The organism is Amphritea japonica ATCC BAA-1530, assembly GCF_016592435.1.
Classification (GTDB): Bacteria; Pseudomonadota; Gammaproteobacteria; order Pseudomonadales; family Balneatricaceae; genus Amphritea; species Amphritea japonica.
In genome coordinates, this window is the sequence record NZ_AP014545.1 from 228,757 (window position 1) to 243,043 (window position 14,287).

The 14,287-nt window shown below is 45.8% G+C and carries 12 protein-coding genes; 8 read left to right on the plus strand and 4 right to left on the minus strand.

The window, feature by feature from the left end; all coding sequences use genetic code 11:
• Positions 1-104 precede the first annotated feature (104 nt).
• Complete coding sequence (locus AMJAP_RS01060; RefSeq protein WP_019621031.1) at positions 105-1,370, minus strand: inorganic phosphate transporter; 1,266 nt, start codon at positions 1,368-1,370, stop codon at positions 105-107.
• Positions 1,371-1,412: 42 nt separating this feature from the next.
• Positions 1,413-2,093 carry a TIGR00153 family protein gene (locus tag AMJAP_RS01065; RefSeq protein ID WP_019621030.1) on the minus strand — a complete coding sequence of 227 codons (681 nt, stop codon included), beginning with the start codon at positions 2,091-2,093 and terminating at the stop codon, positions 1,413-1,415.
• A 278-nt stretch (positions 2,094-2,371) separates the two neighbouring features.
• On the opposite strand from AMJAP_RS01065, the gene glnE reads away from it, so the two are divergent.
• Positions 2,372-5,272 (plus strand): bifunctional [glutamate--ammonia ligase]-adenylyl-L-tyrosine phosphorylase/[glutamate--ammonia-ligase] adenylyltransferase, encoded by a 2,901-nt coding sequence (glnE, locus tag AMJAP_RS01070; RefSeq protein WP_019621029.1) that lies wholly within the window; start codon positions 2,372-2,374, stop codon positions 5,270-5,272.
• Positions 5,273-5,322: 50 nt separating this feature from the next.
• Here glnE and AMJAP_RS01075 read toward each other — a convergent pair whose 3' ends face one another.
• The gene (locus AMJAP_RS01075; protein WP_019621028.1) at positions 5,323-6,318 is read right to left on the minus strand and encodes a branched-chain amino acid aminotransferase; all 996 of its coding nucleotides are present in this window, start codon (positions 6,316-6,318) and stop codon (positions 5,323-5,325) included.
• 242 nt (positions 6,319-6,560) lie between these two features.
• Here AMJAP_RS01075 and rfaC point away from each other — a divergent pair, with 242 nt between their 5' ends.
• Genes rfaC through AMJAP_RS01110 form a run of 7 tightly spaced genes read left to right on the plus strand, consistent with a single transcriptional unit; the run spans position 6,561 to position 13,324 of the window.
• The gene (gene rfaC / locus AMJAP_RS01080) at positions 6,561-7,562 is read left to right on the plus strand and encodes a lipopolysaccharide heptosyltransferase RfaC (protein ID WP_019621027.1); all 1,002 of its coding nucleotides are present in this window, start codon (positions 6,561-6,563) and stop codon (positions 7,560-7,562) included.
• Positions 7,563-7,565: 3 nt separating this feature from the next.
• Positions 7,566-8,600 (plus strand): polysialyltransferase family glycosyltransferase, encoded by a 1,035-nt coding sequence (locus tag AMJAP_RS01085; protein WP_019621026.1) that lies wholly within the window; start codon positions 7,566-7,568, stop codon positions 8,598-8,600.
• Positions 8,601-8,627: 27 nt separating this feature from the next.
• Complete coding sequence (locus AMJAP_RS01090) at positions 8,628-9,500, plus strand: glycosyltransferase family 2 protein (RefSeq protein WP_019621025.1); 873 nt, start codon at positions 8,628-8,630, stop codon at positions 9,498-9,500.
• Positions 9,497-10,177, plus strand: a complete 681-nt coding sequence (locus tag AMJAP_RS01095; protein WP_019621024.1) for a putative nucleotide-diphospho-sugar transferase — start codon at positions 9,497-9,499, stop codon at positions 10,175-10,177. The genes AMJAP_RS01090 and AMJAP_RS01095 overlap by 4 nt, the downstream gene beginning before the upstream one ends.
• Positions 10,167-11,444 carry an O-antigen ligase family protein gene (locus AMJAP_RS01100; protein WP_156815141.1) on the plus strand — a complete coding sequence of 426 codons (1,278 nt, stop codon included), beginning with the start codon at positions 10,167-10,169 and terminating at the stop codon, positions 11,442-11,444. The genes AMJAP_RS01095 and AMJAP_RS01100 overlap by 11 nt, the downstream gene beginning before the upstream one ends.
• Positions 11,445-12,311, plus strand: a complete 867-nt coding sequence (locus tag AMJAP_RS01105; protein WP_019621022.1) for an alpha-1,2-fucosyltransferase — start codon at positions 11,445-11,447, stop codon at positions 12,309-12,311. It begins immediately after the preceding gene.
• An 8-nt stretch (positions 12,312-12,319) separates the two neighbouring features.
• Positions 12,320-13,324: a glycosyltransferase family 2 protein gene (locus tag AMJAP_RS01110; RefSeq protein ID WP_019621021.1), complete on the plus strand. Its 1,005-nt coding sequence runs from the start codon at positions 12,320-12,322 to the stop codon at positions 13,322-13,324.
• A 3-nt stretch (positions 13,325-13,327) separates the two neighbouring features.
• Here AMJAP_RS01110 and AMJAP_RS01115 read toward each other — a convergent pair whose 3' ends face one another.
• The gene (locus AMJAP_RS01115) at positions 13,328-14,260 is read right to left on the minus strand and encodes an LpxL/LpxP family acyltransferase (RefSeq protein ID WP_201356398.1); all 933 of its coding nucleotides are present in this window, start codon (positions 14,258-14,260) and stop codon (positions 13,328-13,330) included.
• Positions 14,261-14,287 lie beyond the last annotated feature (27 nt).

The following is a 14,287-nucleotide window of genomic DNA, read 5'->3' on the forward strand; positions in this document are numbered from 1 at the left end:
AGATAGATCCGGTTTTTTTATAAGTTATCCGGGTATTGTGCAGCTTTCGACAGAAATAAAAAAGGCGATCACAGTGTGATCGCCTTTTTTGTTTGCCAGTACGTTTAACTGAAAATGCCTTTCAGGGTGAAGAATATCACGATTGAAAGGAAGGCTCCGGCAGGCAGTGTGACCAGCCAGGAGACGAAAATAGTGCCTACTACTTGCAGGTTCAGGGCTGACAGTCCCCGTGCCAGGCCTACGCCGAGTACTGCTCCTACAAGCGTATGGGTCGTTGAAATGGGCAGGCCGGTGCCCGAAGCAAATACAACCGTAGAGGCGGCAGCCAGTGTTGCTGCGAAACCTCGGCTAGGGGTCAGTTCGGTGATGTTATTACCGACGGTAGCGATCACTTTATGACCGTACATCACCAGGCCGGCAACGATACCCGCTCCACCCAGTAATAGGATCCAGACTGGCATGGCGGATTTTTGTGCAACCTCACCTGCTGAGCCGACAACACCGACAACGGCGGCCAACGGTCCAACAGCATTGGCAACGTCATTAGAGCCGTGAGCAAATGCCATCGCGCAGGCAGTAAACATCATCAGGACGCCGAAGACTTTTTCTACACTGGCGAAATGGTAATCGCGATCGTCTTCTGTTTTAGCCTTAATGTTCCGTAGCATGAATATGCCCAGCAGCATGGTCAGAAAAGCGATACCTATAGAGATCAGAGCGCTGTTAGCAAAACCAGGATTAAGACCGATGTGCTTTAGACCTTTTGTGAAGGTAACCATCGAGATCATAAAACCAACGAGGAAGATGTACATCGGTACATATTTCTTCGCGTTCTTGAAGGGGTCTTCAGTATCCAGTATCAGCTTTTGCACACTTCGGAACAGAAAGAAGGCGATAAACCCGGCCGTCAACGGCGAGACAACCCAGCTGGCGACGATTTTTCCTACCTTTGCCCAGTGAACCGCATCTACTGAGATACCCACCGCTGCAAAGCCAACAATGGCTCCGACGATAGAGTGGGTTGTGGATACGGGCCAGCCCATAGCAGTGGCAATAAGTAGCCAGATACCCGCAGCCAGCAGGGCTGAGAGCATCCCGTAAACCAATAGTTCCGGCGTACCGGATAAAATTGCCGGATCTATGATGCCTTTACGAATGGTCGCTGTTACCGCGCCGCCTGCAAGGTAGGCTCCGGCAAACTCAAAGATAATAGCGATGATTATCGCTTGTTTCAGGGTCAGGGCTTTGGAACCTACCGAGGTTCCCATCGCATTTGCTACATCGTTAGCGCCCACACCCCAGGCCATAAAGAATCCAAACACACACGCCATGATGACAAGGATACTGCCATATTCCGCAATGATGCTCATGATAACTACCTAATTTAAGATTCAGAAAAATTAATGTGAGGCTTATTTCGCCAGCAACAATTGCAGGCGGCTACCTACCTGTTGTGCTTTATCAGCGAGATCACCAATCCAACGGATAACCTGATACAGGAACATGGCATCGATTGGGTTCAGCTCTTTCTCCACCTCAAAAAGGGCGGAGCGAACTTCGCGTTCCATTTCGTCAGCGTCGTGTTCCAAATCATCCAGGTCATGGATCATTTGCTCTACGACTTCAACTTCATGGCCTCGGAAGCCTGCCGTAATCAATTCATCCAGCTCGTTCAGGGCGGTTAACGCCTGGCCGGATGTTTTCAAAGAAGCGCGGACATACTCAGCAACAATTGGCTGAATCTGTTTAGGGAGAGACATTTTTCGGCCTAGCATAAGTCCGGCAATATCTTTTGCACGATTTGCAATTTTATCTTGCATGCGCAGTAGTTCGAGAAGGTCGGTGCGGGGTACGGGCAGGAATATACTGTTAGGAAGATTCATACGAATCTCCTTCTTCATGGTATCTGCTTCACCTTCGAGAACCGCAATAGTGTGTTGCACTTTTGCAGCTTCTTCCCAATCTTCTGCCATTACGGCGTCAAAGAACGGAATCAGCTGTATCGCACAGGCATGAGCTTTAGCAATATGTTCTTGCATTGGCTGGAAAGGCGATCGTGCAAACATCTGCAAAATCGGATTATTAGTAACCATAAAAATCACCGGTTTTAGTGCAAAATTTTCGCGAGTATACGTGGGGCTGTCGTCTGTTTGTAGTCATAATGAAACATAAATGTAACTAATTTGACATAAGTTGAAGCCGGGTAGCCGGTTCCGTGACGTTGGGTGTGTTGTAACTTACTGTTTTATCACTTTTTTATGTATTTATTATTGTTTTGTTAAACTTTTGTTACAGAAGAATATATCGAGACAAAAAGCGCTTTTTGGTAAGCTGAAAGAATCAAACGGCCACCGATAGAGTACCTTTATATATGCTCAGCCAATTAATAGAAAAACTTCCTCTGCTTGTTCAGCCAGGCGTCACTCTCAACCTGGAGAAATCTATTAACACTGTTCAAAGCCTGACTCATGAGTCGGAACGTATTCAGGCTGACCTGGTTCGGGTGCTGGCTGGTAGTGACTATGTTGCTGACCAGCTGGGTCGAAAGCCTCAACTGTTCGAGGATTTGTTACAGAATAATGACCTTTATTCTGTCTACGGAGCGGGAGAGTACGCGCAGCGTTTAGGACAGAGCCTGGCTTTGGTTGAGAGTGAGGAACTACTTCATAGTGTTTTACGGAAATTCAGACAGCGAGAAATGGTCAGGATAATCTGGCGCGACCTAACCCGTGCTACGGATATGCGGGGAACAACGGCTGACCTTTCTGCCCTTGCTGATGCTTCTATAGACCAGGCGTTGCAATGGCTATATCAGGATTGTTGTAGCAAGTGGGGGACGCCGCACGCCCCCGCTGCAGAAGGAGCTTCGGGGAAGCCTCAGCAGTTGATTGTACTGGGGATGGGTAAACTGGGTGCCTATGAACTTAATCTCTCTTCCGATATTGATCTGATTTTTGCCTACCCGGAAAAAGGCATGACTGAAGGGGGGAGGCGGGTGTTGGCAAACCAGGACTTCTTTAGTCGTTTGGGCCAGAAACTTATCCAGGCGTTGGATAATATAACGGCGGATGGTTTTGTTTTTCGTACTGATATGCGACTTCGCCCCTATGGAGCAAGTGGTCCGCTGGTCTGTAGTTTTGCTGCGATGGAAGAATATTACCAGGATCAGGGGCGAGACTGGGAACGTTACGCCATGATCAAGGCCCGGGTAGTTGGGGGTGACCAGCAGGCAGGGGGTGATCTTCTGGAAATGCTGCGGCCCTTTGTCTATCGAAAATATATCGACTTCAGTGCGTTTGACTCTTTGCGTTCGATGAAAGAGATGATCAACAAAGAGGTGCGGAGAAAAGGACTGCATGGCAACGTGAAATTAGGTGCTGGTGGTATCCGGGAAGTGGAATTTGTTGCTCAGGCGTTTCAGTTGATTAGGGGAGGGCGTGATCCCCGGTTACAGCAACGAGAGCTGCTGAATATTCTTCCCTTGTTACCCGAGACTGTTGGTATGCCTGAGCAAGCTGTAGAGGATCTGACCGAAGCGTATACTTTTCTTCGTAATGCGGAGCATGTCATTCAGGCGGTGGCTGACCGGCAGACACAGGAGTTACCAGTTGACGAGGTTGGCCAGGCGCGGATGGCTTATAGTATGGGGTTTGAGAACTGGAGTGACTTTATGCTCGAGTTGGATCGCCAGCGAGGGCGGGTTACAGAACATTTTGCAAATGTGATTGCGCCGGCAGAAGAGGCGGCGGAAAGCGACGATCTGAGTAGCGACTGGTTACTGCTTTGGAGTAATGAGTGCGATGCTGCGGAAGGAGAAGCTATATTTGCAGAACAGGGTTTGGATGACCCTCAACAGGCCTGGAAAGCGTTCAGCAATTTAAAGTCCAGTCGTTCCGTTCAAGTTATGCAGGCGGTTGGCCATGAACGTCTGCTGGCGGTGTTGCCTCAACTAATGAATGAAGTAGCCGCTGTGGAAAATGCTGCAGAGACTCTGGAACGGGTCTTGCTGTTGATTCAGGCGATTATCCGCAGATCTGCTTATCTGGTGCTATTGGCTGAAAATCCGGATGCGATGCAACAGTTGGTTAGGCTCTGTTCTGCCAGTGCCTGGTTTAGCGAAACGCTGGCAAAACAGCCGGTATTGTTGGACGAACTGATCGATCAGCGGACTCTTTATGCACCGCCCACCAAAGAGGAGCTGCAATCTGACTTACGACAACAGCTGCTGCGGATTCCTGAAGAGGATGAAGAGCAATTAATGGAAACGCTTCGCTACTTTAAGAGTGCGCATGCGTTACGTGTAGCGGCATCAGATATAACAGGGGTACTGCCGCTCATGAAGGTCAGTGACTGCCTCACATGGTTGGCTGAAGCGATTCTGGAAGCGGTTTTGGAGATCGCCTGGCGGCAGTTAACCGAAAAGCATGGGGTACCGCAAAAAACGCCAGGTGTACCCTGTGACCCAGATTTTATTATTGTTGGCTATGGGAAAATGGGAGGAATTGAGCTTTCATACGGCTCTGATCTGGATCTGGTTTTTATACATGATGCTGAAGCGGGTTTGTATACCGAGGGTAAGAAGCCGATTGCAAATTCAGTCTTCTTTACTCGATTAGGCCAGAAGATTATTCATATCCTCAATACCTTTACCGCAGGGGGGCAACTGTACGAAGTTGATATGCGCCTGCGGCCTTCGGGTAACTCAGGTTTGTTGGTAAGCTCATTAAAAGCGTTCACCGATTATCAGGAGAAAGAAGCCTGGACCTGGGAGCATCAGGCTCTGGTAAGGGCGCGAGTGATAACCGGGTCAAAGGCGCTGTCGCAGGCGTTTGAACAGGTGCGTGGCAATATACTCAGTCAATCCCGGGAACTTCCTGATTTAACAGCGGAAGTGGTTAAAATGCGGGAAAAAATGCGCGATCATCTGGGAACTTCTGATAAAGATAAAGATGCAAAGTTTAACCTGAAGCAGGATCGCGGCGGCATTGTTGATATAGAATTTATTGTTCAATTCAGCGTGCTTGCACATGCATATCAGTATGATGAATTAATCAGATTCACCGATAATATTCGTATTATTGATGCCATGGCAGCCACCGGAGTGATTTCGGCAGATGATGCTGAAATACTGAGAGAAGGCTACAAACGCTACCGCGCGGTGGGTCATCGACAGGTACTGCAGGATCGTTCGACAACCATTGGCTCCTCAGAGCTGGAAGATTGCCGTCAGGATATCACCCGAATCTGGCAGAGCCACTTAAGAGTAGAGTAATCGAAAATAAAAAAGCGCCAGAAGGCGCTTTTTTATGGAAGTAGCTAAGGTCAGATACGGGTTAACCAACCGTGCTTATCTTCTGCTTTGCCCCATTGAATATCATTCAATGCCTGGCGCAGTTTTACGGTAGTAGAGCCTGTTTCGCCGTTGCCTACCGGGAATTCCTGACCATTATGAATCAGAGTGCCGACGGGTGTGAGTACGGCAGCAGTGCCAGACAGCGCTGCTTCACAACCCGGTTTAGCCGCTCGTTCCAGCAGCTCTTCAATGGTTAGCTGGCGTTCCTGAACATCCATGCCTAGGTCGCGGGCTATGGTAAGAATGGAATCACGGGTGACGCCATGCAGGAAGCTTTCGTCCAGGGCTTTAGTGATAACTTCATTGCCATCGATCAGCAGGAAGTTGGCCGCGCCGGTTTCCTGAACATCACCGTCTGGACAGAAAAGCACCTGATCGGCATTCAGTTCTTGTTTAGCTTTCATGATGGGTTGCAACGCACTGGCATAGTTACCACCACTTTTAATCATGCCCATATGCGCTGCACAGCGAGCGCCATTTTCTTCGAGTAACAAGCGCAGCGGAGCACCACCACCTGAGAAGTAATCGCCAACAGGAGATAATAAAATGTACTGGCAAGAGGTTACCGACGGTGATGCAGCTTTACCAATCGCAGGCTCAGTGCCAAAGTGAGTCGGGCGGATGTACATAGAACCTGGAGGCTCGGGTACTTCATTTTTAAAGCGGGTAACGATATCAATAATCATCTTGCCGGTGGCGGCTTTGTTGATCTCTGGTAGTGCCAGTAGCTCGCTACTCTGAGTGAAACGATCAATATTACGATCCATTCGGAAAATATTGATCGAGCCATCTTCATGTCGAAACGCTTTCAAACCCTCAAAACAGGTGCTGGAATAGTGCAGTACATGTGCTCCTGGATGCAGTTGCAGGCTATCGCTGCTGACTACTTCAGCTTCACTCCAGCTAGAGCCATCAAACCAGGAGATTGCCATTTCAGGCATGAACACAGTTCCAAATGCTGCCATTGATTACCTCGAAAACGTATAAAGTTAAATATTTTGTTATTACGCAGCGTGATACAGCGTTTTTTTATAGGCCAATGATTGTAATCAGCTCTGGCTGAAAAGGGAATCAGCTGCAGTAATTAAAGGTGGGATGGATGAAGAAAATAAGCGTTTTATTGTGGCAGGTCGATGGATGACGTGTAAATCATAAATGGTATACTGCGGTCATTGTTATTTTTCCGCTGTTGGAGATAGGAATCCCCTTGAAAGTTCTGATCGTTAAAACCTCATCCATGGGGGATGTTATCCATACATTACCGGCACTCACTGATGCGACAAAGGCTATCCCTGATATTCGCTTTGACTGGGTGGTTGAAGAAGGCTTTGCAGAAATTCCGGGATGGCATTTTGCCGTTGATAACGTGATCCCAGTGGCGATCAGACGCTGGCGAAAAAATCTCTGGAAAACCTTTTTAAGTGGGGAATGGAAACAGTATCGAGCTTCCCTGTCTGAGTCTGAATACGACCTGGTGATTGATGCGCAAGGGTTATTGAAAAGTGCCATGCTGGTGACCCGGTATAGTCGGGGTGTAAGTTGCGGCTATGATAAATCTTCAGCACGGGAAGCACTTGCTGCCCGGTTCTATCAGCGCACCTTTAAGGTTGATAAAGATCAGCATGCAGTAGAGCGAACACGTCAGTTGTTTGCCAAGGCGTTAGGTTATCAAGTGGAAGGGCGGGGTGACTTTGCTATTCGTAATCACTTTATCCAGGAAAAGGACACGACATCGGGCTACCTGGTGTTTCTTCACAGCACCACGCGTTTTGATAAACACTGGCCGGAAGCGTATTGGCTGGAACTGATTAAGAAAGCGACAGAAGAAGGCTGGAAAATCAAGCTGCCCTGGGGAAATCCGGAGGAGAGAGACAGGGCTGATCGGTTGGCTCTCGGAAATAATGCTGTTGAGGTGCTGCCAAAGCTGAATTTGGCTGAGGTGACTACGGTATTGGCCGGTGCGGCAGGCTGTGTATCTGTGGACACTGGCTTATCTCACATGGCCGCTGCTTTAGATCGCCCTAACGTTATCTTATTTGGCTCAACCGACCCTGGATTGGTTGGCGGCTATGGTAAAGATCAGTTATGTCTGGAAGCGAAAGTACAACCAGAAAGCGATAGTCTTGTAGAACCTGCTGTGTTTGCAAACCTTACGCCAGCGATTGTCTGGGAAGCATTAGCTGCACAATGCTCACAAGCAAAGGACTAGACAATGCCTCGTTCTGTTTATTTTGTATCTACATTACTGCATCTTTTTACAGCCACTGCGATTGCGGCTGAACGTCAGAATGAGACGGCAATTTTAGTTTTTATTGATCAGCCTGAAGGCCGCCCCCCACAAATATTTGAACTTGTTAAACAATGGGAATCATCTCCTTTTAGAGAACAGCATTTGTTCTATGGCCGTCTGAAAGGCGGTTTGAGTAAACTGAAAAAAAGGCGTCAGCTGTTTCGCGATATAGATGGTCTTATAAATCGTTTACAGCCCGAGCACATTTTTGTTGGTAATGACCGTCGAATTGAGTTTCAGTATGCAATGCATGTTGCTCAAAAAAACGGTACGCCCGCGATCGGTCACTATATGGATGAAGGTACTTTCACCTATGTCGGCAGGAAGGCATCCAGTGGTATCGGGGATGTCGTTGTTGATAATGGGCTGAAAAAGTTGTTTTACGGCTTATGGTGGAAGAATCCAGCGACGGTTGGCGCTTCCTCATGGATAAGGGATGTGCATGTTGCTTTTCCAGAGTTAATTAACCCACTGCTTAAACTTAAGGCGGTACATTGCCTGACGGCAGCTAGTTTTCGATCAGAGCCGCTCAAACAGCTTTCTAAAATGATGCTTCAGGAGAACGCGGTAACAGATGAACAGGTTAAAGCGTTAGATGTGCTTATTACCCTTCCGCATGAATCATTATTCGAAAAGGACAGCGGCTATAAGGATAAAATTCTAGCGCTGATTTCTACGCTTAAAGGCGCCATCGCGGTGAAATATCACCCGCGAAATAGCTGTGAAGATGCGCTTGATCTTCAACAATATGGCGTTAAATTACTCCCGTCGTCGGTCAGCTATGAAGCGATTCTGCCGTTGTTGAGAAATGATGTGACAGTGATCGGAGATGTATCGTCTACTTTGTTGCTGACCCGTTGGCTAAGGCCAGAAATTGAAACCATTTCTTACCGAAATGGAACAGAAAATATAAAGTTTGAAAAACTGTTCAGCGATCTCGGTATACAAGTTCGGTAACCCTGACGGGCGCACTAAGGAAACTCTATGAAACTGGCTATGAATTATCTTATCAAAAATGAAGCCGATATCATTCTTGATAATATTAAAGTGCATTCTCAGCTTGGGGCTGATTGTTTTGTCATTATAGATAACGGATCGACGGACAATACCCGTGAACTGCTTGACTCCGTAAAAGATCAATATGAGATGATTATTATTGATAGGCCTCTTTTGGATTATCAGCAGAGCAACTGGAAAACAGAGATGGCTAAAACTGCGGCCAGTAAGTTGGGTGCAGATTGGAGTATCGCGAACGATGCCGATGAATTCTGGATTCCGAAAGATGGAAGTTTGAAGACAGAAATGGTTTCATCGGGGTCAATTCTTGAGTGTCCCCGGTATAACGTTCTTTTTGACCGTAAAGCGTTTGATGGCGAAGCTCCCTATTATACGCAGACCAATAGAGTGCAGTATCCTATAAATTACCCTAAGGGCATTCAGTGTTCTCAACCCAACCTTTCAATCATGATGGGTAATATACATGGGAAAGTGGCTGTACGATCTCGAGGTCTTGTCCGTGTCAAAGGTGGTAATCACCGTGCATGGCATGCCTGGGGGTGGTTGAATTCAAAGAAATCTCAAAACATCGATATTTATCACTACCCCATTCGCTCGAAAGAAAAGTTTATTCAGAACATTGAGAACCGTAAGGCGCTGCTTGATGCCGGGGTGTCTAAGATGGGTGATCACTACCGGCGTTGGGTTAGTTTGTATCAGGACGGATTGATTGAAGAAGAGCTGGACCGACTAACGGTTACTGAAAAAAGTAGGGACACGTTATTTGATTTAGGTGTTCTGGTTGAAGACAGTACCGCCAGTATGGCCATAAGTGATTTGTTGAGTGAGCGCTCCTCATGATTATCATCGGCTATTACACCACTGATTCCGTTTATCAGGATAGCTTTGAGCTACTGGAAAAATCCCTGGAGCGAGTCGGTCATCGCTTTGATTATAAGGCGATTCCTCCTTCAGACTGGAAAAGTGTTACTGATTTAAAGCCTCGAATCGTACTTGAAAAACTACAACAGTATCAGGAGCCGGTTCTCTATCTTGATGCGGATGCTTTTGTCCATGAAAACCTGGACCGCTATTTTTCCGATCCGCAGTATGATATCGCAGTTAATTACCTGGAAAAGAAGAATGGGGAAGAGGAGCTTCTGTCAGGCACTGTGTGCTTTAACTATAGTGAGAAGGTTCTTCAACTCGTTCAGTTGTGGATTAAGGTTGGTCTGGAAAATCCGGAATTAAATGACCAGCAGTCGCTACAAAAAGCGGTGTCTGAGTATGAAGGTAAATTAAACGTACTGCGTTTGTCCTCAGCTTTCACCTATATTTTTGATTGGCAATATTCTGATATTGAAACCCCAATTATTGAACATTTGCAGGCTAGCAGAGAAATCTATTGTGTTAGACGAATGAAGAGTATTAAAAACAGGTTTAAAAAACTGCTAGGTCTTAACGTCAGCAAGGAAGAGATGCTTGTGCGTCGAAGAAAAAGAGTAACAGAATTGCAGGAATTACTGAGTGGGAAATAATCAATACAGGGAGAGAATGTGTAATATTAATTACGACAAGATGGTTTTATGGGGAATCATTCTAACGATTCCTTTATACCTGGTTGCAAATGAGCTGGCTAAGGGATTGTTAGTTGTTTTTGGAGTCGTGTCGCTGCTTTATGTTTTTGTTAATCCTGTACGAAGCTTTAAAGCCTTAAGCGGCCTAGAATTACTTTTATGCTTCACATTACTTTTTTTCCCTCTGTGCTTTGCCCTCGCATACTGGAATTTTGGTGCGCCGCGCGATTACGAGCTTTCTATTGAGTTCTCCAGGATATCGTTGTTGATCGTAGTCCTCTATGTGTTTTTAAAACGGGTGAATGATCTTAATTTTGATGTTGTCACAATTTCTATCTCTGTTTTTGGGGTGCTCAGTGGTCTTGCTGGTCTTTTTTTATTTATAGAAGACGGTAGGCGTGTAACCGTAGGCACCGACTTGATTAATATGTATGGAGCAATAATGTCTTGCTCTGCCGGCCTGGCTTTTTATTACCTTTTTAGAGAACAAAGAATTAGGTTTATGACTCTATTCTTTCTTGCCGGGTTTTCATCGCTTGTTGGGGTGATGGTCTCAGGTTCAAAAATTGCCATTATCGCAGCAGTTTCAGTGCTTTTTTTGAACATGGTTCTTGTTGCTAGAGCCAGGAAAAAATTATTTCTGATAGTTCTAGTACCAACTATTGTTATTATGATTTTGATCGGTCCTGTAAATAGGTTTGTTGAAATGTTGAGTGTGATCTCAGAACAAACTGCTTCTCAACAGACTGATATTAATCAGCAGGTTACAGATAGCATTAACTCACCGAGAGCTGTTGATGCCTCGGTTGGAGTTCGGGTTCAGATGTATGTAGCGGCGATCAGGGCTATTCAAGAAAAACCTTTACTTGGTCATGGTTCGTGGCGTTTTAAAGATCTCTTTCCTGATGAGCTGATGTCTGGAGAACTATTGCCACAGAGCCGGCGGTTTACACATGTACATAATGAAGTTTTACAGGCTTGGATGGCCAGAGGGATACCTGGCTTACTGTCCTTTGTTTTGTTACTGGCTTCGCCTATTCTTGTAGCAAGGGGGGCATCCAGGGATGTTAAAATTTCAGTGTGGGTAGTCGTATATACCTTCTTTTTAGTTGCTATGTTTGAAGCGCCTTTTAATGCGAACGTATCCTACGTGTTCTATCTTCTAATTCTTACCCTGATATTGTCATTTAACATCAAAGGGCAGCCTACGGCTGTAGGTGAATCATAGATGGTTATTGTTCGATTAATTGGCGGCCTAGGGAATCAGTTATTTCAGTATGCTTATGCGTTGTCTTTATTAGAGCAGGGTTATGATGTGAAGTTGGACGCCTCAGCGTTTGAGTCCTATACGCTGCATGGCGGCTTCGGTTTAGGGGAGTACGCTGAACGGCTTGAAGTTGCTACAACAGAAGAAGTTGATATGGTTTCCCGTGTGGGGCGAATATCGACTCTATTGCGTAAACTTCAGGGTAAGAAAAGCAGGCGGGTTATCAAAGAATCCAATTTTTCGTATGACGAGAAAATGCTGACCCCTGAAGACAGTCACTATCTTGTAGGCTATTTTCAAAGTGAACTGTACTTTAACAAAATCAGAGGTGAATTGTTGAGTGCGCTTGATCTAAAGCATAAGCTTTCCCCCTATACTGAAGCCTCGTACTTAGCTATTGCTGATGCATCTGTGAGTGTATCAATGCATATAAGGCGGGGGGATTATGTTAGTGATAAAGCGGCTCACAATACACATGGTGTCTGCTCGCTTGATTATTACTATGCTGCTGTGACATTTTTTGAAGAGCGTTATCCTGACGTAGATTTTTATATTTTTTCCGATGATATTGAGTGGGTGAAAGAGAATTTAAACGTTCAGCGTGCTCACTACATCTCTTCGGAGGAGAAGCGTTTTGCCGGGGAGGATATTTATCTGATGAGTCAGTGTGATCATAATATTGTTGCTAACAGCTCTTTCAGTTGGTGGGGTGCCTGGTTGAATGCAAATGAGGACAAAATCGTTGTTGCGCCTAGACAGTGGTATGCGGATTCGAATATGCAGCGATTAAGTAAAACATTGGTGCCGGATACCTGGATCAGGCTCTAGGAGGCCAAGTGTCAGATTTTCCTCTGGTTTCAGTTATTATTCCTGTTTATAACGGGGAAAAATACCTGCTCGAGTCACTAGAGTCTGTGTTACATCAGACGTACCCCAATATTGAAATTATTGTCGTTGACGATTGCTCTACTGATAACGGAGCCGGCCTTATTGCGGCTTTAGATGCTGATAATATTATTGTTTTAAGAAATGATACTAACAGCGGCGTTAGTGCTTCTAGAAATAAAGCAATTCGATCGGCCAAAGGTAAATATATAGCCTTTATGGATGCAGATGATGTGAGCCTGCCCCATCGTATTGAATGTCAGGTGAACTTCCTTGAAGATAATTCTGAATTCGGGCTGCTCAGTTCTGCTTACCAGACTTTTGAAGAAGACCTGTTATCAGGCAAGAAAAGTTTAAAGCAGCTACCTTGCAACCCTGATGAGATAGCTGCCCAGCTGCTTTTTCAATGCGTTATCTGCTGCCCAGCGGCTATGTTGCGGGGAAGCTTAGTACAAGAGCATGAACTATATTTTGATGAGTCTCTGTCGATGTGTGAGGACTGGGATTTATGGTACCGGGTCAGCCAGGTTTCTCGCGTTTCTAATGTAGAGGATGTTCTGGTGTACTATCGCAAGCATTCGAATAACTCTTCCAGGAAGAGAACTGAAATGTATAGGAGTAAGATCAGGCTGATCCAGAGAAGCTTTCGAGATTACGGAGGATGTGTAGATAGCTTGTTTAATGGTGACCTGTATATAAAAAGCGATCCAGCGTTTGGCTTGTTTGTCGAACAAGTTGAACAGCTTGCCAATAATAACAGGATCGAAAAATGGTTTGGCGACAAAGAAGCGGTTAAGGCCTGTGCTTATGTTTTATATGAAATTTATAAAACGAATGTAGATGTATTGGGGAACAGCGCATACGATCACTTACGTAAGTCGTGGCTATACCAATATATGGATATAAGTCGAAAGCACCGGATAAAGTATTATCTACGTAGCAAGTTTTCCGGTTGATTGTTAATCAGGCTGGGTTGCTTTATAGATATTCTTTTCACCTAATGGTGCTGTTTTAAAGCGTTTATGTACCCACATATATTGTGATGGTGCTTTTCGAATTCCGGCTTCTATCGCCTGATTTATTAAGATAGCGTCGTTTTCTTCGGTGTCTGAAGGAAAACCATCGACGTTGCTACACTCGAGAATGTAGCCTGAGTTATCAGGTTTACGCCAGCAATCCAGTTTAACAAGTGGCGAGTTGTTCAGACGGTGCATTTTGGTTGTGGCTACAGTGGTAGCAGCCGGATGTCCGAAGAAAGGGATGAATAGCGTCCCTTTGCGTCCTAAATCCTGATCAGGTGCATACCAGATACAATGATTCTTGCGCATGTTTCTTAGCATCTGACGAGTTTTCTTACGCTCAAGAGGATGGCTAAAACGCTTTCGTCCGCGGGTAAAAAACCATTCAAGCATCGGATTATTATGCTCTCTGTAGAGAGTGCTGCAGGGCTGTCCATGCAAAGAGAATAGTAACCCCGCGAGATCCAAACATGAAAAATGCCAGCCCATAAGAATGACGCCGTTGCCCTGTTCCAGTGCCTGGTCCAGAATTTCGAAATTCTTAAAGTCTGTCTTTGCGCGGAAAAAAGCTTCGCTTTTCCAGTAGGACCAGCCTGTTTCGATTAGGCCAATGCCATTATTTTCAAAAACTTCGATAACCCGGTTAGTTTGCTCTTGAGCGGTTAACTCAGGGAAGCAGAGGCGGATATTCACTGTGGTAACATGCCTGCGGGTCTTCATTAAGCGATATAGTAACCGGCCCAGTAGCCTTCCTATACATAACCCCCAGCGAAAAGGGAGCGCAGAAAGACCACGGAGCAGACCTATACTTAGCCATAGAAGCCAGTATTTTGGAGCAAGAAAGTCAGACCAGCGTGCTTCTTTGTTGTCCACAATTAACCCAGATGCTGTAAAATCAGG

Coding starts and splice junctions, on each gene's coding strand:
- AMJAP_RS01060 (WP_019621031.1), bottom strand. CDS start 1,370: ATGAGCATCATTGCGGAATATGGCAGTATCCTTGTCATCATGGCGTGT.
- AMJAP_RS01065 (WP_019621030.1), bottom strand. CDS start 2,093: ATGGTTACTAATAATCCGATTTTGCAGATGTTTGCACGATCGCCTTTC.
- glnE (WP_019621029.1), top strand. CDS start 2,372: ATGCTCAGCCAATTAATAGAAAAACTTCCTCTGCTTGTTCAGCCAGGC.
- AMJAP_RS01075 (WP_019621028.1), bottom strand. CDS start 6,318: ATGGCAGCATTTGGAACTGTGTTCATGCCTGAAATGGCAATCTCCTGG.
- AMJAP_RS01085 (WP_019621026.1), top strand. CDS start 7,566: ATGCCTCGTTCTGTTTATTTTGTATCTACATTACTGCATCTTTTTACA.
- AMJAP_RS01090 (WP_019621025.1), top strand. CDS start 8,628: ATGAAACTGGCTATGAATTATCTTATCAAAAATGAAGCCGATATCATT.
- AMJAP_RS01095 (WP_019621024.1), top strand. CDS start 9,497: ATGATTATCATCGGCTATTACACCACTGATTCCGTTTATCAGGATAGC.
- AMJAP_RS01105 (WP_019621022.1), top strand. CDS start 11,445: ATGGTTATTGTTCGATTAATTGGCGGCCTAGGGAATCAGTTATTTCAG.